Below are 20415 nucleotides of genomic sequence, written 5' to 3' on the forward strand. Positions count from 1 at the left end.
GCAACTAGTGATCATCCATTCAACACATACCAATATATCATGTTATGAAAATAAGCTACAACAACCGATGAATTGCATTTGCCGCACGGTACATTCCGAATCTAACACAAAACTTTTTGGCTCAAATCAATCATTCAAGTCCAGCATTTCTACCCTCATAACGAGGGAGGTTGACTTTTTGTAAATATAAGCGACGGACCCACAGATTGATCGATAAGACATTCATTACACTCACACAATATAACAGCCATAATTTTTCTTAATATAATATATTGACATTAAATTGGTATGTAATTATATTAAATGTAAGCGTTTTATATAATGACCTACAAAACGATCAACACCCTGAAGAATGGAAGGGAGAAGAGCTTACATGTACACGTTGGACTATTTTTCTGTACTGCATGATTTGAACCGCACGATAACCGAAGGCACCTCAGCTTACCCGAAGCTCGGACATATGTTCAGGAGCATGCTGGACAATACGCTGGGTTCGACCATTCAAAAACAGCCCGACGGTACCACCTTTGTCATTACCGGCGATATTCCGGCCATGTGGCTGAGGGATTCGGCTGCCCAAATCCGCCCCTTCCTCGTTCCCGCGGGCCAAGACGAGAAGCTGGCCGATTTGATCGAGGGGCTCGTACGCAGGCAAACAGCATTCATCCTGCTTGATCCATACGCCAATGCATTCAATGATTCGCCTTCCGGTCAAGGCCACCAGAACGACCGCACCGCCATGAATCCATGGCTATGGGAGCGCAAATATGAGATCGATTCGTTATGCTATCCCATCCAGCTTGCTTACCTGCTATGGAAAGAAACCGGCAGGACCTCGCATCTGGATCAAACGTTCCATTCAGCCTCTAGGGTCATTCTGGACATCTGGCGAACCGAGCAGCATCATGAATCGAAATCGCCGTATTACTTCGAACGCTTCGATTGTCCTCCAAGCGACACGCTGCCGCGCGGCGGAAAAGGGACGGAGGTGGCTTATACAGGAATGACCTGGTCCGGCTTCCGCCCGAGCGACGACGCCTGCGCCTACGGATACCTCATTCCATCCAATATGTTCGCCGTCGTTGTGCTTGGATATCTGGCGGAGATTTCCCGCGATGTCCTGCGCGATCCCGAGTTGGAAGCGGAGGCGGAGAAACTTTCCGTAGAGATCCGTCATGGCATTGAGTCGTACGGCGTTCTCGAGCATCCCGAATATGGCAAAATTTATGCCTATGAAACGGACGGGATGGGAAGCCACCTGTTAATGGATGACGCCAACGTCCCCAGCCTTTTGTCCATTCCGTATTTGGGTTACACAAGCGCTGATGACCCGGTCTATCAAAATACCCGCAGGTTCGTGCTGAGCCACGCCAATCCGTATTATTATCAGGGCACTGCCGCTGCGGGCGTTGGAAGCCCCCATACGCCTGATCGTTATATCTGGCCGATTGCGCTGGCGATTCAAGGCTTGACGACTACCGATCGGGAAGAGAAATTTCGGCTGCTTCGGCTGATGGCGGATACCGATGCAGGCACCGGCATGATGCATGAAGGATTTCTGGTCGACGACCCTGCCCGTTATACCCGCCCATGGTTTTCCTGGGCTAACATGATGTTTTGCGAACTGATCATGGATTACTGCGGCATTCGAGTCAAAGCGATAGATATTGGAGGAGGTCATCGAGATCACCATGGGAACCAATAGGAAGCTTCGCGGCTGGGTCATCGGATATCTGTTCATTTTACCGTCCATTATCGGCTTCAGCGTTTTTGTCGCCTACCCCCTGTTGTCGTCCATGTATTACGCCTTGACAGAATGGAGCGGGTACGATTCCCCCCGTTTTGTCGGCTTTGAGAACTTTAGATACCTCTTCACCGAGGATCCGGCTTTTTGGCCTTCGATCCGGGCAACGTTTTACTTCGTGATCCTGAGTGTTCCTTTATCGCTGATCCTAGGCTTGTTATTGGCCATGATGCTGAACAAAAACTTGACCGGCATCAAATGGTTCCGCACGATCTTTTATCTTCCCGTTGTCGTTCCCTCCATCGCCACGCTCACATTGTGGCAATTCATTTATGAGCCGCAATATGGTCTGGCGAATTCGCTGCTAAGAGAGTTCGGACTGCCGCCGGGCACTTGGTTAACCAGCGAAACGACAGCGCTTCCATCCATTGTTTTAATCGGTTTATGGCAGGTCGGATCCAGTGTCATCATTTTTCTGAGCGGTCTGCAGTCGGTTCCTCAGGAAATGTATGAAGCGGCAGAAGTCGACGGCGCCTCCAGGTGGCGGATGTCGTTAAACATTACGCTGCCCATGATCACCCCGATCCTGTTCCTGCAGCTTATACTCGGCATCATCGGCGCATTCCAGGCGTTCAACCAGGTTCAGGTGCTGACCGGAGGCGGCCCGAACTTTTCCACCTCCCTGCTGAATTACAAAATCTATACCGACACCTTCAACGGAAGAATGTTTGGTTATGCCATTGCGGAGGTGTGGGTACTGTTTGTCATCATCATGATTTTTACCGTGATTTCTTATCGGTACTCCAACCGGTTCGTTTATTACGAAAGCGACAAATAAGGGGGTAAGAAGTGATGCAAGCGGAAGTACGGCCCAAACAACGAGGAAATTTGAATACAGCGGACATACGCGTAAAGCGAAGAGTACGGTTTAACTGGATAGACGCCATTCGTTTTATCTTATTGGCGATCGGCGCCATTGCGATGCTGTTCCCCCTCTTCTGGATGGTTACCATTGCGCTGAAGAGCAACAACGACGTGTTCAAAATTCCGCCCGAATGGTTTCCGCGGGAATTTCATTGGTCCAATTTTGTAACCGGAACAAAAGAAATCAACTTTTGGCAAACGTTTGGCAACTCCCTGTTTATCGCGATTACCTGCACAATCGGACAGATTATAAGCTCGGTGCTGGTGGGCTACGGGCTCGCACGGCTCAAGTTCCCGGGACGTAAGCTGTGGTTCTCGCTTTTTATAGGGAGCCTTATGCTTCCCGGATTTGTAGGCATGATCCCTATGTTTAACCTGTACACCAGCATTGGATGGTACGATTCCTGGCTGCCGATTATCGTTCCCGCCTTTTTTGGAAACGCCACGTTCTCGTTCCTGTTTGTCCAGTATATAAAAACAATCTCCGTTTCATTTGACGAGGCTGCGAAAATAGACGGAGCATCGGACCTTTATGTGCTGCTTAAGGTATTGGTGCCGATGTCCATGCCGGTCATCATGACCATGGTAATATTTGCGTTCCAAGGGGCATGGAATCAATATTTGGAACCTTTGCTCTATATTATCGATCCAAGCAAATGGACGTTGTCGCTGGCGATGGCTACCTATACGGGCACCTATGCGACAGCCTGGAATCTGTTCATGGCAGCGGATTTGATTTATATCCTGCCGATGCTGCTGCTCTTCTTCTTTGGCCAGAAGTTTTTTATGCAGGGGCTCGGCTCCATGAATTCCGCGGGTTTAAAGTAAAGCTTCCGACCATATGGGAGGTGATGCCGACCGGGATTGACTGAAGTAAAAAACAGGTGATGCTCAGTTCATTAAATTTACCATTGGGAGGTCTTTCAATGAGACAGGGTGCAAGAAAGTGGGCCAGTGGAATCATCGCTTTACTGTTATTTTCAAGTCTGCTGGCCGCTTGCGGCGGCAACAGCGGCGGAGGCTCCGGTTCGGCGAGTCCCGGGAACACACCATCCGGAGAAGATAACGCCGGGTCCAAGAAACCCGTCGAAGTCACGATGATTACTTGGGAGTCGGCGGCCATGAACGAAAAAATCATGGCATCCATGAAAAAATTCGAAGAGGATAACCCTGACATCAAAGTGAAGCTCATCCCTACTCCATTGGACAATTACGGTGTCAAAATTAACGGAATGATCACGGCGAAGAAAGCACCCGACATCTTCATGACCGGTAACGACATGCTGCTCGATAATGCCGGCAAAGGACTTCTCTATGACTGGACGGAGCTTGCAACACAGGACAAAGCGTTCATGGAGGGCTTCTACGAGGGCGTGGTAGACAGCTGGTACTATGAAGGCAAGTTGGTCGGATTGCCGGGCCTTTTGAACACATACGGCATTTTTTACAATAAAAAATCATTCCAGGATGCAGGTCTTCCGGAACCGAAGATTGGCTGGACCTATGATGAATTCTTCACGGCGATGGAGAAGCTTTCGAGCAATCAGGGCGGCGTGCAGCAATTTGGTTATTACGCCCCCCTTGACCCCTTCCATGTCTCTCTCTATTCGGTTTCCGCAGGCGGTGCTCCCTTCGCTGATGCCATCATCAATCCAACGAAGGTGGAAATCAGCGACCCGTTCAGGGAAGGCGTCGAAAAATATAAGGCTGCCATTGCAAATGGTTACATGAATCCTCCTACCTTTGATTTAACGAATGCCATGAGTTCGTTCAAACAAGGTAAAGTCCCGATGACCCTGCAAGGGCAATGGGTAGCCGACGATTTGATCCGTACGGCTCCGAAGGAATTGGAGTGGGGCTACGTGCCGATGCCGGTGGTTAACAGCCAGACCGAGATTTATGACGCCGTAGGCTGGTCCAGTCCGGCAACGCTCAAAAATCCGGAAGCGGTATGGAAAGTCCTCAAGTATCTGGATTCCAAAATGTACGAGGAAGTTCTCCCTTCAACCCCGGTGGCTCCCGCAGCCTATCAAGCTTCTTCCGCAGCTTATTACGAAGCGCTGAAAACGGCCGGACATCCTGAAGTGGGCGAAGGACTGGATCATATCCTGAAATCCCAGAATACGCAGCCGGTTCGTTTCCTGTCGACGTGGGCTGGCAAAGCGTACCCGTTCATTGAAGCATCATGGAAAAACATTCTGATGGGCAAAGCCCCGATCACCGAACTGGATGTGATGGCCGAAAAAATCAACAAAGTGATTACGACCGGCAAGTAGTAACCGGAACCGTTAAGCTCATGAAGCCGATCATGAATGGAACGGATCGGCTTCGATTTGAAAATAGAGGAGGAACATTCATGTCACTAAGATCAGGTCAACTTTTCAGGTTTCTGGCGGTGCCTCTGGCTATCGCGCTCATGCTCGGTTCCATGCCGGGCATCGGAACGTCCAAAGCCTACGCCTATACCGCATCAGATGGGGATACAGCGATGAAAGCTTTTAACGATACATTTTGGGATCCGAACGCCAAGATGTTCTGGAAGGACTCGAAGCGCGAAAAGCATCAAGACTTCTGGGTGGAGGCTGAGCTGTGGGAATTGGTCATGGATGCGTATCAGCATACATCCGATCCTGCTTTGAAAGCCGAGCTTAAAACGCAAATCGACGATGTATATGACGGCACCGTCGCCAAGTACGGGCAAGATTGGACGAATAACCCGTTCAATGACGATATTATGTGGTGGGCGATGGGAAGCGCCAGAGCCTATCAAATCACCGGAAACCCAAGATATTTGGAAGCCGCGAGGGATCATTTCGATTTTGTGTACGATACGCAGTGGGATGAAGAGTTCGCAAACGGCGGCATTTGGTGGCTGAACAGCGACCATAATACCAAAAATGCGTGCATTAATTTCCCGGCGGCGCAAGCGGCGCTTTATCTTTACGATATTACGAAAGATGAGCATTATCTAAACGCGGCAACCAAAATATTCAGATGGGGCAAAACGATGCTTACGGACGGAAACGGAAAAGTGTTCGACCGCATCGAAATTGAACATGGCGCGGTTCCGGATGCCACTCACTACAACCAGGGTACATACATCGGGTCGGCCGTCGGATTGTATAAAGCGACCGGAAATGCCGTTTACCTCGATGACGCGGTCAAAGCCGCTAAATTCACCAAAAACCATCTGGTGGATTCAAACGGGATTTTGAATTATGAAGGTCCCAACGGGGATCTGAAAGGCGGCAAAACGATCCTTATGCGCAATCTGGCCCATCTGCAAAAGACACTGGATGAAACCGGCCAGTACCCGGAATTCAGTGCTGAATTCGACGAATGGCTTGCATTCAATATCGAAATGGCCTGGAGTCACCGGAATTCGGATCATATCGTGGATGGAAACTGGGCGGGACAACTGCTGTCCGGAACCTATGAATCCTGGTCCTCGGCCGCAGCCGTTCAAGCTTTAAACGGTATCAAACCGATGGAAGCGGAGCTTCATTATGGCGTTAAAAACCCCTTCGATAAAATCGAAGCGGAACGTTACAATATCGGGTCCGGTTTCGTTCTGGAAGGCGCGTTCGAAGGTTCGCTGCAATTAGGCGGAATACAGCATGGCTCTTATGCCGCTTACAAAAATGTGGACTTCGGATCAGACGGTGCGATCGGGTTCATTGCCAGAGCGTCCAGCGGAACAGGCGGAGGTAACATTGAGATCCGGCTCGATTCCAAGGATGGCCCCAAAGTCGGGACCTTGAACGTAGAGGGAACGGGCGACTGGAATCAATATATCGATGCCGTCACCCTCCTTAAAGATGACCAGGGAGCGCCGAGCGCGATAACCGGCGTCCATGATGTGTATCTTGTCTTCACCAAGACGAACGACGATTATTTATTCAATTTGAACTGGGTTAAATTCACAACGACGGACCCGACGGAAACCGACGCCTATGCCAAGCTTAAGGCCGGAAATTACGACAGCAGCGAAGGACTTAGTAAACATGCCGAGTTCGGATATTTGGACGCAATCCATCACAATGCCTATGCCTCTTATGAAGGAATTGATTTCGGATCTGGCGCGGCTGGCATCACGGTGCATGTGGCCAGCGGCAATCAAGGCGGCACGATCGAGGTTAAATTGGACAGTCTGGATGGACCTACCGCAGGGGTCATTCAAATTCCGGCGCTGGGAAGCTGGGATAACTGGGTCGATATCATGGCGAATATCGATGACACCTTAGCTGTAGGTGTTCACGACGTATACCTTGTTTTCAAGGGAGCGAACGGCAGTGACTACCCTCTCAATCTGGAGTGGTTCACCTTTACCACCATGAAAGGAAAAGCAAGGGATGCTTACGACAAGCTGGAAGCCGAAAACTATACAAACGGAGTAGGCTTCGGCAGAGAAACCGGCGGCGGGGAAACTTACCTGGCCGGGATGTTTGGACCGAATAACCCTTATGCTATGTACAATTACATCGATTTTGGCAGCGAAAGCCCTACCCAATTCCATGTCAATGCAGCCAGCGCCACGGCTGGCGGGACAATCGAGGTCAGACTGGACAGTCTGGGCGGTCCGGTCATTGCAACAGCCACCGTCTCAGGAACCGGGGGCTGGCAAAATTTCAAAGTTTCCTCGACGGATGTAACGACCCCTGTAACGGGAAAACACATTGTATTCCTGTCTTTTAAAGGCGGAGACTGGTTATATAACTTTGATAAATTCACTTTTGGCGATCCGGCCGTATTCACAGAGACTCCGACTCCTCCTATGCCTGAAGAGGACCATGTTGCTCCGGGCGAGGTAGAGAATGTTCAGGTGAAGCGCGGCGAGGGCAAGATGACGCTGTCTTGGGATGGTCCCTACGATATCGATGCTCAAAAAGTGCAAATTACGCTGCGGAGTAATGGACAGCAGGTCGGCGACGTCATTGAGGTAAATCGGGGAATTCAAACAGCGGTGATACAGGGAATCGAAGCGGGCAAGGACTATTCGCTCTTCATCCGGTCCATTGATCGGTCCGGGAATGTATCGCAGGGAGTCACCATCGAGGTTACCGATTCTCCTTCCTTCTCTTTGACTGTTAATGGCAAGAGCTTGGAAGATGGCGATTCTTTGGAGGATTACATGGCTCTCAGCTTCAAAATCATGGACACTTCTGCCATCCAATTAGCCGAAATAACCATCGGCGATAAAGTATATACGCTGGATCCATTGACCAAGGACGCTATCGACATCGATTTGGCCGGGAATTTGGGCGACATAACGGCAACGGTTACGACTGAAGACCGCTCCGGTAACAAAACTCAGAAGACAGTCCAGTTCCGGGTCATGACCAGCGTGTTTTCCATGAAACAATTAATCGACCGATTCGCGGATTCTGGGGATGTAAGCGGAGCGCTCATTCCTCAGCTGACCAACGCTCTTAACCAGGTACAGCATCAACTGGATCTGGGAAGAGTGGATCATGCCGTCAAGCATATGCAGAATTTCACCAAGCATCTGAATAAGGAGGCGATGGGACGCAACGTCAGCGATCAAGCCAAAACGGTATTGAATACCGATGCGAACTCCCTGCTCCAAGATTGGCAGGATGGCTTGGAGTAAACATAAAGCGCTATAGCGGCGACCATGCATAACGTATAAAAAAGGGACTCCTGATGTTCAGGAGTCCCTTTTTGTTCTATTTCAACTGTACCCATAGTCTCTTGCGGCCCATACGTGCGATGCCCTGTTACAATTAGTGTCTGATTAGAATCGGCTAGGGAAGAGTACCCTTCACAAATCCGGGCTGCTTAACCGTTCAAACAACCAGTCGTACGAATACCGGCCGCTAATTTCGTGCGCTCCGGAGAACAGATCGGTTCGAAGCCTCTCCTCAGCACCGTTGTGCCGATATATTTCCCTGAGCTCATGAGCTGCTGCTTCAAAGCCGGCAGCCGGAAATATCCGATCATGGGTTCCCGACTCCAGAAACAAGGGCCTAGGACAGATCAGTCCCAACCATTCCGGCAGCTCGGCATAGTTCAAGATGCCGGGGATGTAATTGCATACACAGTGCTGCATCGCCATAATGCTGTCCTTGAAAGTATTGGGGTACCCGGCAAGCACGGCAGCCCGTATTCGGTCATCCAGCGCCGCGCTCAAAAACGAGATAAACCCGCCTCCCGAAAAACCCATGATGCCGATTCTGTCAGCCTGAACCTCCGGGCGTTCGGCCACATACTCCAATGCCTTCAGTGTCTCGGTTACGCGGAGACCGGCGAGCGTCTTGCCATGCATCATCAGCTGGGTGGACAGCCGGTGGCAGGAATTCGGGGCATCCGGATTCCGTGCGAGATCCGCCGCAAGCCGGCGCTCACCGAAACCGGCTACATCCGGAGCGATCACCACCATGCCCCGCCGTACCAACTGGACAGCGAAATGCCGGTGTATACAGGGCATATCGGAATCCCTTGATCCGTCCTGCTTCAACCCTACGATCTCCCTGCTTCCATAGCCATGGCCATGAACGGCGACGGCTGCCGGCATCGGCTTCCCTTGGTTTCCCTCCGGAATTAACACATACGCCGCAAAGGACACGCCCGGTACGGCGGATAGCTCCACCCTCTCCCGAATATACCCGTCACACGGCTCCTGTTCGAGCAGTACAGGCTTATGCCTTTCATTGGATTCGAATTCGCCGATCAATTGCCGAAGTGCCTGCTTTAAATGCCCTTTGCGCTCTTCGGCGCTCATGGAAACCTGCCTGTCTTTCATTCGTCCCATAGCCTCGTTATACATGGACTCCAGCAAAGCATCTGCGCGCCACATCACCGTACTCACCGCCTTCAATTTACTCATTGTTTTTAGACACGGCGTTTCCCTTGGATAACTTATTTCCCCTGTATGCCTGGGCATCAAGGCCCCATATTCACCAGGACGGCTTCAGGCCCGGTCGGTCTCCGGCTCCCCCCTTTGGGTTCCATGCTGACCACAATCCGCTTCGCTTTCTCCGCTCCGAAACCGTAATAATAGCTCTTCCCATGCGGGCCTTGCACCAGCATAAAGCCCGCGCTCGACAGCCGATCCTCATCCTGAAGCCACACCTGATAGTCTTTCTCCTCCAAGGAATGCAGGCCGTTCACAACGATCAGCATTTCTCCCGAGCCACGTTTTAGCCACACCGAGCCGCTGCCGTAAAAAGGCTCAACCGGCTGTATGACATACCGCTCGGTATCCTCGCTTTGCATATCGGCAATCCGCTGGCTCACCGTATGTTCGAAGGCCGCATGGGTCTGAGCGTCGTTTCCCTTCAAGGTGAATAAACCGGCTATCAACAAGATGAACAGTACTCCGGATATCGCCTGCCATGCAACATGCTTCCTGATTCGGATTTTGCTTCGGAAGGACCGGATATAAGCCGCAAGCAGGAGCCTGCTGCGCAGTCGTTTGGGAGGCATGTGTCCATCCGCGGCTTGATTCTTCATTGACTCCCGAATGGCCGCCCTCGTACCTGCAGGCTGAGTCGATCCGACAAGCGGTTCGCCATGAATATCACCGCTTCGAAACAGCTCCTGCTCGATGACATCGGATTCATGTGATGGCGTTGCGATACCTTCTGCTCCCATAAGGTCGGCCCATTCCGCCGCTGTCCCGGAACATGTCTTGCATTCCTTAAGATGGTGCTCGACATTCATCCTCTCCGCGTACGGCAATCGCTTCATAACGTAATCAACAAGCTTCTCCTCGGGATATAACGGGCAGTCAAAGTTGTCTTGAGCGAAACGCTCATGGTCTTGCTTTGAATGTTTCATGCTGCGAGCTCCCCCCTTCCTTCCCGTTCATCGCATCCAGCCGCCGTCTAACATTGTGGATGCCGTACCGGATTAAGGATTTGACGGTTCCAACGGGCCGGTTTAACAATTCCGCCATTTCCCGGTGGGAGCGCTGCTCGACGTAGCTTCCGTAAACCGCCATCCTCTGAAGGGGCGGAATGCCCTGGAGCGCCTCCTTTACCTGCTCCAGCTCCAACCGGCGCAAGGCGGCCAACTCTACCGATTCCTGCTCTTCGCTCCATGCCGTTTCCGGCAGCGCCTCTTCGATCCATTCGGCTGCAGCCGTGCGCTGCCGCTTGCGCATTCGATCCATCGCCCTGCACCGTGTTCTCACAGCCAGCCAAGCCTCGACGCTTCCGCGTGCAGGATCATACTGATCCGCCTTATGCAGCACTTCCATGAAGATATCCTGGCATAATTCCTCCGCCTCGGCCGAATCCTTGGTCATCTGCAAAGCCAGCCGGTAAACCAGGCGGGCATAGGCATCATAGAAACGCCTGAACGCTGCGGCCGAACCTTCTGCAATCTCCTCCAACCACATCGCAGAATGATCGTTCATCCCTGAACCCCCCTAACCTGTTCTCCTCTCAAAGAATCATGATGGCCTGCCTTTCGCACTGCCATTTTCGATTCAATATTTTAGCAAACGCTCCTTGTCTTTTGAATAAACCGGGACACTTTTCAGCTTCCTTTAATGAATTTTTTAGCTAATTTTAATCTTTCCGATAAATCCAAACCCGGTGCTTCTAACGTACTCATTATGAATTCATAAATTAGGAGGGGTAGTGTCATGAAATCGCTTAGAAAAAGAGCAAAGCAGCTGAACCTGCTGCTCTTGTTCATCCTGGGTACTTACTTGTTAAGTGGAGGAAATACCGCATTCGCGGCAGGGGAAATCACCTTGTACACACCTTACACCTCGATTTCCGTTCCGCCGGGGGAAGTCATCAATTATCCCCTTGAAGTCAAAAACAATACGAGCGGCGTCATTACGGTTCCGCTCCAAATCAACAGCCTGCCGAGCGGCTGGAGCACCAAGCTTAACGGCGGAGGCTGGCAGCTAAAGGAAGTATCCGTGAAGCCGGGCGAATCGGAATCGGTGTCCTTGGAGGTTACCGTGCCGCTCAAAGTTGATAAAGGCTCCTACCGGTTTCAAGTAACGGCGGGATCCCTGGCCACTCTGCCATTAACCGTGGATATTACGGAAAAAGGAACCTATCAGACCGAGCTCACAACCGATCAAGCCAATCTGGAGGGGCATGCCGATTCCACGTTTACCTACACGGTGAATCTGCAAAACCGAACTGCCAATAAACAAAACTATGCTCTGCAGGCCGATGCCCAAGCGGGATGGGACGTTACATTCACCTCCGGCGGCAAGCAGGTATCCTCCGTCGAAATCGAAGCGGGTGCAAGTCAATCCATTACCGTCGATGTCAAACCGCCTGCCGAAGTAACGGAAGGCACCTTCTCCATTCCGATCCGCGCTTCCAATTCATCGACATCCTCCGAGCTTGCGCTGGAAGCTGTCATTACGGGATCTTATGGGCTGGAGCTGACAACACCAAGCGGTTTGCTCAGCACAAACGTAAATGCGGGCGGCAGCAAAACCATTGAGCTGCTGGTCAAGAATACGGGAACAGCGCCCCTCTCGGATATTAATCTTAGCTCCGATACGCCGGTGGACTGGGAGGTAAGCTTCAATCCGAAAACGATCGAAAATCTGCCCGCAGGCAAATCCACAACGGTAGAGGCCAAACTGACGTCAAGCGACAAAGCCATTGCGGGCGATTATGTTACCAGCCTGAAGGCCGCAGCGGCTGAAGCAAGCGCCGACGCCCAATTTCGCGTAGCCGTCAAAGGCTCCATGCTGTGGGGTTGGATCGGCGTGCTCGTCATTGTTGCAATTCTGGGAGGCATCTATGTTCTCATTCGTAAATACGGAAGGAGATAACCTTGATGGATACGGTCATTGACATTCACGAATTGACGAAGAGCTACAATGAAACGAAGGTGGTGGACCGTTTATCCCTCCAAATTAAACGCGGCGAGATCTTCGGTCTGCTCGGCCCGAACGGTGCGGGCAAATCCACCACGATCCTGATGCTGCTCGGACTCAGCGAGCCGGATTCAGGAACCATTAACGTGCTTGGCCTCAATCCGACCAGAGAACCGATCCCGGTCAAGCGGCGGGTCGGATATCTGCCCGATGACGTCGGCTTTTACGAGGACCGAACCGGGCTGGAAAATTTGATGCTTACGGCCCGGCTGAATCGAATCCCCGATTTCCAAGCCCGGGAAAGGGCGCTGGAGCTGTTGGAGCAAGTAGGGCTCACGCAGGCAGCCCATAAGAAGACGGGGGCCTATTCCCGCGGGATGCGACAGCGTCTCGGACTTGCGGACGTCTTGATGAAATCCCCGGAGATTATCATTCTGGACGAACCGACCTTGGGCATCGATCCAACAGGAATGGAGGAGCTGCTGCGTTTGATACGGAAGCTAAGCCGTGAGCAAGGTCTTACCGTACTGCTGTCCTCCCACCAGCTGCACCAGGTTCAGCAGATTTGCGACCGCGTCGGCCTGTTCGTGCGGGGACGGCTGCTTGCCGAAGGGGATGTCGAGGGGCTGTCCCGGACCCTGTTCGCGGATGATCCGATTATGATCACCGTGGAGCTGGATGAGCTTCGACTCGAATTGCGGGATGAGATCAGCAACATCGAAGGAGTTCACCAGATCGAGGTTCCGTCTATCGAAAGCGATCCGGCTGAGCATGCGGACATACCGATCAGATCGGCTAAGGTTCTGATCCGGGCCGATAGGGATTGCAGCCCTGAGATTGCCCGCGCGGTCGTGAATGCAGGTGCCCAGCTGTTCTCGCTGAACCGCCAGCAGTATGGTTTGGACGAAATCTACCACCGTTATTTTGCAGGAGGTGATGAGCATGGCAGAGCGAAGAGTGCTGAGCGTACAGGATAAGCTGGCCGGCATTGGGCGCCGGCTGCAGTCCTTCTCCGAAAACATCAAAAAAATTGTTTCCAAGCGGACCAGCACCCCCGGCCAATCGGTGACAGTAGAATCTGCCAAATCGTCCACGCCTTCAGCCTTCGGCGTGCTGGTCCGTAAAGAGATCGCGGACCATATCCGGAGCTGGCGCTTCATTTTACTGCTGGGCATCATTGCCTTAACCTGCGTGGCTTCCCTATATACGGCTATGAACAGCATCCGGGAAGCCCTCGGGTCGGAGAACGGGGGCGATGATTTTGTCATCCTGAAGCTGTTCACCCTCTCGGATGGCACCCTCCCGACCTTCATCGGATTTGTCGGTTTCTTAGGTCCATTGCTCGGAATCGGCATGGGCTTTGATGCCGTCAACAGTGAACGGAACAAAGGGACGCTCAGCCGCATCATGGCCCAGCCGATCCACCGCGACGACCTGCTCAATGCCAAATTCGCCGCTTCCCTGATCGTCATCAGCATCATGTTTATCACGCTCGGGCTGCTGACCATGGCGCTGGGCACCCTGATTATCGGCATACCGCCAACCTTTGAGGAATTTTTGAGAATCCTCAGCTTTCTGGTCGTGACCATTTTTTACGTTGGCTTCTGGCTGAATCTGTCCATTATGTTCTCCGTAAGATTCCGCCAGCCGGCGACTTCCGCCCTGTCAAGCATTGCGGTCTGGCTGTTCTTCAGCTTCTTTTTTGATATGATCCTGCAATTGCTGGCACGAGGATTGGCTCCGGATTCTGCCTCGGCCACGGTCCATGATGTCATGAGCTATCAGAATCTGATGCTCTGGCTTGGCCGGCTGTCGCCGTATACCCTGTTCAATGAAGCGACGACCACCCTGTTGATGCCGTCCATCCGCAATCTCGGACCGCTCACGCAGGAGCAGGTGTACGGTGCCATCGCAAGTCCGCTGCCGTTTGGCCAAAGCCTGCTGCTCGTCTGGCCGCAAATTACCGGACTGACCGCAGCCACGTTGATCTGCTTCGCCATCTCTTACGTCCTGTTCCTCCGACAGGAAATTAGAGGCCGGTCCTGATCTTTAGGTTATATGAACAAGCTCATCTGAATGATTTTTCAGATGAGCTTGTTTTTTTCATGGGTTCAATTTAGCTGCATCCGTCTACCTTCCCTGAACGACCGCTTGCGACAGGAATCCGATCTTCTGCAGCCAACTCGCGCACAGGCCCGTCCATTGCGAAACACTGGCGTCTTCTTCCGCAAGGCCAAGGCCATGCCGGCCTTCCGGGAAAACATGAAGCTCAAACGGAATACGCTGCTGGCTTAGTGATCCGGCATACATCAGGCTGTTCTCGACCGGAACCGCACCGTCGTCGGCGGTATGCCACATAAAGGAAGGAGGGGTGTCCGGTTTTACCACAAGTTCGAGGGACATTTCATTTCTCAAGTCTTCCGGCGGGTCCTCCCCCAACAAATTGGTCATGGAGCCCTCATGGTAATAATCCTTAAATGAAATGACCGGGTAACAGAGAATGGAAGCGTTCGGACGGGAACTCTGCCGGTCCACAGCATCCACGGCCTCCGGGTTTCCTTCATCGAAATGAGTGCTGGCACTCGCTGCGAGATGTCCGCCTGCCGAGAATCCGAGGATTCCGATGCGGTCCGGATCGATGTTCCATTCCTTGGCGTGATGCCTTACAAGCCGGACCGCACGCTGGGCATCGCCCAGCGGATACGGATGGCGATAAGGGGCAACACGGTAATGAACAACAAAGGCCGATAGACCAATCGAATTCAGCCACAAGGCAATCGGACCGCCCTCATGATCCGCGCGCCCCCCGTATCCGCCGCCCGGAAGCACAAGCACGGCCCCGTGAGGCGTTTCATTTTGCAATAGATAAGGTGTCATGTAGGGTGTGAATGTCTCTTCCACCGACTCATGTCCGGGAATATCCCGTTCCCAAAGCTTCATCATATCCATTCCTTTCCGTCTCTCATATCAAGTCGTTTATTCACTCAATTCTTCATTTCCTTCAGCTTTAGGCACTCCGGGACCAAGCAAATCCAGTCTCAGGGGTGTAAACGTATCCAAAAGAGCGGAGGGTTCCAGTGCTTTTACCCCATGCTCCGCTCCGCCGGGAATGACGATGGTGTCTCCCTGACGCACCAGGGTCGTCTCACCGTTGATATAGAATTCGATGGCGCCCTTCAGACAGTAACTCATCTGCTCATGGGGATGGCTGTGCAGTGCACCTTCCGCCCCTTCTTCAAAATGCACCTCCATCATCATCAGCCCGGTCCCGGGTTTAAACACCTTCCTTGTCACCCCGGGCTCCGCTTGTTCCCAAACTCCGATTTCCGCCATGATCCTCCTCCTCTGCTAATCAAACTCCGAATTTTCGCGTTCATCGGTTCATTAAATTAAAGACCCTTCATAACTTCTTCGCCGAAGAGTCTGCGTATTCCTATTATCCATGTCATAAAATTCAGAAAAGTCATCTCGACTGAGTGATAACATTTATTTAGAGGGTCCAGACGCATACATGATCTACACGTATCTGCTATGTAGGGATGAGAACACAGAATCGGGAATATCTAGCTTTCGTTCCTGCATCCCCCCGAGTTCACGCAGCGAATAGCGGATAAGAATCGCCTGCGTTCCCGCATTCATGTCCCCTTCAACCTCACCTCTGCCCAGCGGAACCGCCTCCGGCATGTCAGGATAATACTCACCTTGCTTCACTTGGGCCACATTGGGTGCCGGCGGGGAATGATCGATCTCCCTGGAAAATCCCCCGTCCGCCCGCTTGAGCCGCGCCATATTCCATAAGGTGATTTCCGCGATCTCCAGAACGTCCTCCTCCGGAATGCGCAGCTTCATCGATGTCAGGAGGCTGATCGGGTTCCGGATATAACACATATCAACCGCCTCCTCGTTCCGTAGGGCGTGGAGCAGGGATCGGTATATTTCCGCAGTCCGGGGCAAGGGTGCTTGAAATCGGTTATAGAACGTTAACAGCTTGAAGGTTCCCGATATTCGCACATAAAGGGTGCCTTCGCCCCATAGCCCCGTCGCCGGATCTTGAATACTCGCAAAATACGACAGCGCCTCATGCAAAAACGGCTCCCTCTCACCCTGCGGCATTTGGGATAAATAAGGGGCCGAGTTACACAGCCGGTCGCAGCCGCGCCAGCTGTTCGCAAGACTGATCGAACGCAGCCACTCCGCATAAGCCTCGGGAGAACGGCAGTATGCCGGAGCCATATTTCGATTGCCCGGCAGCGGATGCAAAGGGGCTGCACCCAACTTGCGAAGTGCTCCTACGCTGTAGCCAAGTGCACGTCCCACCATCACATCGTCTTTTCTCATCCTGGGATCGGCATCATAGAAATACCCCGTCGCAGGGTCTTGCTTAGACTGAAAAAAACGCACGATACCCGTCTTAATATCATCGGCCAGCCTTTGCTGAAGCCCGCAGCGCTCGATAATACCCAAAGCTTGCGCTGTCGATTCGATGTCCGGCGTGAACGTCCCGGAATCCCTGGAACTGCGGGCATAATAAAAACCGCCGGAAGCAGCGTCATATTGTCCCTCAAGCCATTCGAAGAATCCTTCGAACAGTCCGTCGCCACCCTCCAGAACGTCCTCTAATCGCTGTGTCATGCCCTATCCCTTCTTTCAGCTCTTTATGACGTTATATGAAAAATCCCGAAAAATTACCCTGCCTTTACCGATAGCATCCAGTCCGATGCGGAGGCTCTGAAACCCGCCAAACGTGTTGTGATGAAACCCTGAAACATCCACCACTTTGTCGTATCGGTGCCATTCGAACCCATCGAAGCTGTAAAAGAATGAAACGATATGCTTATCGTTTACCAATCGCAAAAATGCCCTGCGCTGATCATTCGGCATCGTGCCATAGCCCTTGAATGACCGGAAATGCCTGACTCCGCGCTCGTTGACTCCCATACCAAGATATGCCGCATCGTTATAGTAGAGCAGCAGGCGGCCTTCTGCCGGGCCCTCCACGATCATCTCGACCTCTGCCGAATAACGTTCATGACCCGCCATATAAAGCAGTGGGGAAGCCTTTGCTTCCTCGGATGCTGCCTCGGCAACCAGTTCCTGATTCCCCGAACGGAACCGGGCGGAAGGCTCCACGCCTTCGCACTGCCAATGCAGACCCAGCTCAGGTCCGGCAAAGGTATCCCTGAATGAAACTCCTTGCTGCACAACATTGGTTTCTCCTTCGTAACGCTGCCGATCGTGCTGGTCAAGTCCCTCACGGCCTCCCGCAGCTCGAAACCATCCGTCAGAAGTCCATTCGATCGGTTCGAGCAAGGTCTGCCTGCCCAGCGAATGGAACCCGCCCGCATAAGCATGGTAGACCATCCACCACTGGCCGTCAGGGGTGTCGATTAACGAGGCGTGTCCTTTGGACCACCAGGGCTCATCCCTGGACTCCGTATGGATGATCGGGTTGTACGGAGAGTGCTCCCAGGGGCCCCATGGCGTTCTGGATCTTGATGACACGGCCATATGGCTTGTAGGCGGGCCGGCCGTCCCCCCGACGGCCACCGTCAGGTAGTAATATCCATCGTGAACGGTAATCTTCGGCCCCTCCAGGCTGTAAGCCTCCACGACCCAATCGTCCGGATACCGCCAGCCGTTATACACATGTCTGACTTCGCCTGCGACCGCGAGTCCGTCCGCCGTAAGCTCTACAAAATCACCGCCCGACATATGCAAATAACGCTTTCCGTCCGGTCCTGCCGTATGCCCCGGATCGATTCCCTTGATCCCCAGATTGATCGGTTTGCTCCAAGGTCCCGCCGGACTGGACGCCGTTACGACCCAGTTCGTGCGCCCCGCCGGATAATAAATATAATACATGCCGTTATGCGCAACGAAGTCCGGTGCCCATACATCCCCCTCGTAATGAGGCAGGGCAGCCCCAACTCGGCTCCAATTCAGCAGATCGCGCGAATGCCAAATGACGAGTCCGGGCGTCAGCTTGTAGGAGGAATGCGTCATGTAATAATCCTCGCCGACCCGGATGACCGACGGGTCGGCATAATTGCCGGCAATGATTGGCGCATACCGTTTCTTTTCCAACACCTTACCTCACTCCTCTCTATCCTTTGATGGATCCCAGCAGCGCACCCTTCGCAAAATGCTTCTGCAGGAACGGATACACGCACAGAATCGGCAGCGTGGCAATGACGATAACTGCCATCTTCACCGTCTGCTCCGGCGGCCGGACGAATTCGTCCATGCCGGAGGTGTCTGCCGCCAAACCGCTGGCAAGGATGACGATCTGCCGCAGAATGACCTGCACGGGCCATTTGGCCGCATCATTCAGGTACAAAATCGCCGACATATACGTGTTCCAGTAGGTCACCGCATAAAAGAGCGATATGGTTGCAATGGCAGGCATCGACAGCGGAATCACGATTCGGAACAGGATGCCCCAATCGCCGGCCCCGTCGATCTTCGCGGATTCCTCCAGTCCCTCAGGCAGGTTCTGAAAGAAGTTTCGCATGATGATGAGATTGAAGGCATTGATCGCCGTCGGGACAATCAGCGCCGCATACGTATCGATCAGCCCCATCTCCTTCACCACGAGAAACGTGGGGATCATTCCGCCGCTGAACAGCATCGTGAACAATACCATGAACATGATGAAATTACGGCCATCCAGATCCCTGCGCGACAGTCCGTAAGCCATCAGGCAGGTTAGCAGCATGCTGAACAAGGTGCCCAGGAAGGTGACGCCCACGGAAACGCCAAGCGAGCGAAACACCGTATTGGTTGAAAATACATATTTGTAGGCATCAAGCGACCAAACGGTCGGAAACAGGACAAACTGCTTCTGCGCCAGCTCCGTCACGGTTGTGAAGGATCCCGCGATGACGTGCAGGAAAGGCAGGATGGTAACCAGGCCGATGATCAACAGCAGCGTATAGTTCACAATATCGAAAATTCGGCTCGATATCGTTTTATCTTGTACCATAGCGATCCACCTTTCTGTAGTTAATAGATGCCTTCTTCTCCGGCTTTTTTGGCCAGCCAATTGGCCAGCATCACCAGAATGAGACCGATCAGCGATTTAAAGAACCCGACCGCCGTACTGAAGCTGAACTGTCCTTGCTTAAGACCTGCGGTATAAACATACGTATCGAAAATCTCCGCCACATCCCGGTTCATTGAGTTTAAGAGGAGATAGATATGTTCGAACCCAAGTTCCAGCACATCGCCGATTTTCAAAATCAACAAAACGACGATCACGCTTCGAATCGAAGGAAGCGTAATATGCCACATTTGCCGAAAGCGGCTGGCTCCATCAATCCGGGACGCTTCGTATAAACCGGGATCAATCGCCGCCATGGCGGCCAAATAGATGATCGTGCCCCAGCCTGCCTCCCGCCAGATGATCTGCATGACATACATCGGCCTGAACCATTCGCTGCTCATCAGGAAATTGATTTTTTCGAATCCGGCCATAACCAGCAATTCATTAATGATTCCGCGATCCATCGAGAGCATGACAAACGAAATGGATACGATAATGACCCAAGACATAAAGTGGGGAATGTACACCAGCGTCTGGATAAAACGTTTAAATACTTCGCGCCGGACCTCGTTGAGCATCAAGGCGAGGATAATCGGCACGGGAAAATAGAATGCCAGGTTCAAGAAAAACAGCAGCAGCGTGTTGCCCAAAATCGTGAAGAACATCGGCTCGGTAAACAGCCGCTCAAAATGCTTGAGCCCCACCCAGGGACTGCCCGTGACGCCAAGATAAGCCTGATAATCCTGGAAGGCTATAATCAATCCCGACATCGGGATGTATTTAAAGATCAGGAAGTATAAAAATCCCGGAAGAATCATGAGGTAGATCGCCCGGTTTTTTATTATTCTTCTCATTCGACCGGACTCCGGTATTTTGGGGGCGCTC

General features: G+C 52.4%; 17 protein-coding genes. 8 read left to right on the forward strand and 9 right to left on the reverse strand.

What is annotated here, in order from left to right:
- Positions 1-373 precede the first annotated feature (373 nt).
- From ACETK5_RS19470 to ACETK5_RS19490, 5 genes are all read left to right on the forward strand, one after another.
- Complete coding sequence (locus ACETK5_RS19470) at positions 374-1705, forward strand: glycoside hydrolase family 125 protein (RefSeq protein WP_394057194.1); 1332 nt, start codon at positions 374-376, stop codon at positions 1703-1705.
- The gene (locus ACETK5_RS19475; protein ID WP_394057196.1) at positions 1692-2582 is read left to right on the forward strand and encodes a carbohydrate ABC transporter permease; all 891 of its coding nucleotides are present in this window, start codon (positions 1692-1694) and stop codon (positions 2580-2582) included. The genes ACETK5_RS19470 and ACETK5_RS19475 overlap by 14 nt, the downstream gene beginning before the upstream one ends.
- A 14-nt stretch (positions 2583-2596) precedes the next feature.
- Positions 2597-3496 carry a carbohydrate ABC transporter permease gene (locus ACETK5_RS19480; RefSeq protein WP_326112506.1) on the forward strand — a complete coding sequence of 300 codons (900 nt, stop codon included), beginning with the start codon at positions 2597-2599 and terminating at the stop codon, positions 3494-3496.
- A gap of 98 nt (positions 3497-3594) precedes the next feature.
- Entirely contained in the window at positions 3595-4944 is a 1350-nt protein-coding gene (locus ACETK5_RS19485) for an ABC transporter substrate-binding protein (RefSeq protein ID WP_100535851.1), read from the forward strand.
- An 80-nt stretch (positions 4945-5024) separates the two neighbouring features.
- Complete coding sequence (locus ACETK5_RS19490; protein WP_394057199.1) at positions 5025-8279, forward strand: carbohydrate-binding protein; 3255 nt, start codon at positions 5025-5027, stop codon at positions 8277-8279.
- Between the two features lie 171 nt (positions 8280-8450).
- Here ACETK5_RS19490 and ACETK5_RS19495 read toward each other — a convergent pair whose 3' ends face one another.
- The 3 genes from ACETK5_RS19495 to ACETK5_RS19505 form a co-directional block, all read right to left on the reverse strand.
- Positions 8451-9485 carry a dienelactone hydrolase family protein gene (locus ACETK5_RS19495; RefSeq protein ID WP_394057470.1) on the reverse strand — a complete coding sequence of 345 codons (1035 nt, stop codon included), beginning with the start codon at positions 9483-9485 and terminating at the stop codon, positions 8451-8453.
- 86 nt (positions 9486-9571) lie between these two features.
- Positions 9572-10468, reverse strand: a complete 897-nt coding sequence (locus ACETK5_RS19500; RefSeq protein WP_394057201.1) for an anti-sigma factor — start codon at positions 10466-10468, stop codon at positions 9572-9574.
- Positions 10443-11048, reverse strand: coding sequence for an RNA polymerase sigma factor (locus ACETK5_RS19505; RefSeq protein WP_394057203.1), 606 nt, complete (start codon positions 11046-11048; stop codon positions 10443-10445). Before ACETK5_RS19505 ends, ACETK5_RS19500 begins: the two co-directional genes overlap by 26 nt.
- Before the next feature lie 231 nt (positions 11049-11279).
- On the opposite strand from ACETK5_RS19505, the gene ACETK5_RS19510 reads away from it, so the two are divergent.
- Genes ACETK5_RS19510 through ACETK5_RS19520 form a run of 3 tightly spaced genes read left to right on the forward strand, consistent with a single transcriptional unit; the run spans position 11280 to position 14534 of the window.
- Positions 11280-12443 carry a COG1470 family protein gene (locus tag ACETK5_RS19510; protein WP_394057205.1) on the forward strand — a complete coding sequence of 388 codons (1164 nt, stop codon included), beginning with the start codon at positions 11280-11282 and terminating at the stop codon, positions 12441-12443.
- A 5-nt stretch (positions 12444-12448) separates the two neighbouring features.
- Positions 12449-13465 (forward strand): ABC transporter ATP-binding protein, encoded by a 1017-nt coding sequence (locus ACETK5_RS19515; protein ID WP_394057207.1) that lies wholly within the window; start codon positions 12449-12451, stop codon positions 13463-13465.
- Complete coding sequence (locus ACETK5_RS19520) at positions 13431-14534, forward strand: ABC transporter permease (protein WP_394057209.1); 1104 nt, start codon at positions 13431-13433, stop codon at positions 14532-14534. The genes ACETK5_RS19515 and ACETK5_RS19520 overlap by 35 nt, the downstream gene beginning before the upstream one ends.
- An 84-nt stretch (positions 14535-14618) precedes the next feature.
- Here ACETK5_RS19520 and ACETK5_RS19525 read toward each other — a convergent pair whose 3' ends face one another.
- The 6 genes from ACETK5_RS19525 to ACETK5_RS19550 all read right to left on the reverse strand — a co-directional run bounded on the left by ACETK5_RS19525 (position 14619) and on the right by ACETK5_RS19550 (position 20384).
- Positions 14619-15428: an alpha/beta hydrolase gene (locus ACETK5_RS19525; RefSeq protein ID WP_394057472.1), complete on the reverse strand. Its 810-nt coding sequence runs from the start codon at positions 15426-15428 to the stop codon at positions 14619-14621.
- Positions 15429-15464: 36 nt separating this feature from the next.
- Positions 15465-15821, reverse strand: coding sequence for a cupin domain-containing protein (locus ACETK5_RS19530; RefSeq protein ID WP_394057211.1), 357 nt, complete (start codon positions 15819-15821; stop codon positions 15465-15467).
- Positions 15822-16004: 183 nt separating this feature from the next.
- On the reverse strand, positions 16005-17120 hold the full coding sequence (locus tag ACETK5_RS19535) for a hypothetical protein (protein WP_326112519.1): 1116 nt from the start codon (positions 17118-17120) through the stop codon (positions 16005-16007).
- 15 nt (positions 17121-17135) lie between these two features.
- Positions 17136-18572, reverse strand: coding sequence for a family 43 glycosylhydrolase (locus ACETK5_RS19540; RefSeq protein ID WP_394057474.1), 1437 nt, complete (start codon positions 18570-18572; stop codon positions 17136-17138).
- Between the two features lie 19 nt (positions 18573-18591).
- Positions 18592-19470: a carbohydrate ABC transporter permease gene (locus ACETK5_RS19545; protein WP_071222846.1), complete on the reverse strand. Its 879-nt coding sequence runs from the start codon at positions 19468-19470 to the stop codon at positions 18592-18594.
- A 20-nt stretch (positions 19471-19490) separates the two neighbouring features.
- On the reverse strand, positions 19491-20384 hold the full coding sequence (locus ACETK5_RS19550) for an ABC transporter permease (protein ID WP_394057475.1): 894 nt from the start codon (positions 20382-20384) through the stop codon (positions 19491-19493).
- Positions 20385-20415 lie beyond the last annotated feature (31 nt).

Origin of the sequence: Paenibacillus ilasis (assembly GCF_043195395.1) — a bacterium.
GTDB classification, from domain to species: Bacteria; Bacillota; Bacilli; order Paenibacillales; family Paenibacillaceae; genus Paenibacillus_AQ; species Paenibacillus_AQ lautus.

Bases quoted from the DNA above. Each gene is read 5' to 3' on its own strand.
- ACETK5_RS19470 (WP_394057194.1), top strand. From the start codon at position 374: ATGTACACGTTGGACTATTTTTCTGTACTGCATGATTTGAACCGCACG.
- ACETK5_RS19475 (WP_394057196.1), top strand. From the start codon at position 1,692: ATGGGAACCAATAGGAAGCTTCGCGGCTGGGTCATCGGATATCTGTTC.
- ACETK5_RS19480 (WP_326112506.1), top strand. From the start codon at position 2,597: ATGCAAGCGGAAGTACGGCCCAAACAACGAGGAAATTTGAATACAGCG.
- ACETK5_RS19485 (WP_100535851.1), top strand. From the start codon at position 3,595: ATGAGACAGGGTGCAAGAAAGTGGGCCAGTGGAATCATCGCTTTACTG.
- ACETK5_RS19490 (WP_394057199.1), top strand. From the start codon at position 5,025: ATGTCACTAAGATCAGGTCAACTTTTCAGGTTTCTGGCGGTGCCTCTG.
- ACETK5_RS19495 (WP_394057470.1), bottom strand. From the start codon at position 9,485: ATGTGGCGCGCAGATGCTTTGCTGGAGTCCATGTATAACGAGGCTATG.
- ACETK5_RS19500 (WP_394057201.1), bottom strand. From the start codon at position 10,468: ATGAAACATTCAAAGCAAGACCATGAGCGTTTCGCTCAAGACAACTTT.
- ACETK5_RS19505 (WP_394057203.1), bottom strand. From the start codon at position 11,048: ATGAACGATCATTCTGCGATGTGGTTGGAGGAGATTGCAGAAGGTTCG.
- ACETK5_RS19510 (WP_394057205.1), top strand. From the start codon at position 11,280: ATGAAATCGCTTAGAAAAAGAGCAAAGCAGCTGAACCTGCTGCTCTTG.
- ACETK5_RS19515 (WP_394057207.1), top strand. From the start codon at position 12,449: ATGGATACGGTCATTGACATTCACGAATTGACGAAGAGCTACAATGAA.
- ACETK5_RS19520 (WP_394057209.1), top strand. From the start codon at position 13,431: ATGGCAGAGCGAAGAGTGCTGAGCGTACAGGATAAGCTGGCCGGCATT.
- ACETK5_RS19525 (WP_394057472.1), bottom strand. From the start codon at position 15,428: ATGAAGCTTTGGGAACGGGATATTCCCGGACATGAGTCGGTGGAAGAG.
- ACETK5_RS19530 (WP_394057211.1), bottom strand. From the start codon at position 15,821: ATGGCGGAAATCGGAGTTTGGGAACAAGCGGAGCCCGGGGTGACAAGG.
- ACETK5_RS19535 (WP_326112519.1), bottom strand. From the start codon at position 17,120: ATGACACAGCGATTAGAGGACGTTCTGGAGGGTGGCGACGGACTGTTC.
- ACETK5_RS19545 (WP_071222846.1), bottom strand. From the start codon at position 19,470: ATGGTACAAGATAAAACGATATCGAGCCGAATTTTCGATATTGTGAAC.
- ACETK5_RS19550 (WP_394057475.1), bottom strand. From the start codon at position 20,384: ATGAGAAGAATAATAAAAAACCGGGCGATCTACCTCATGATTCTTCCG.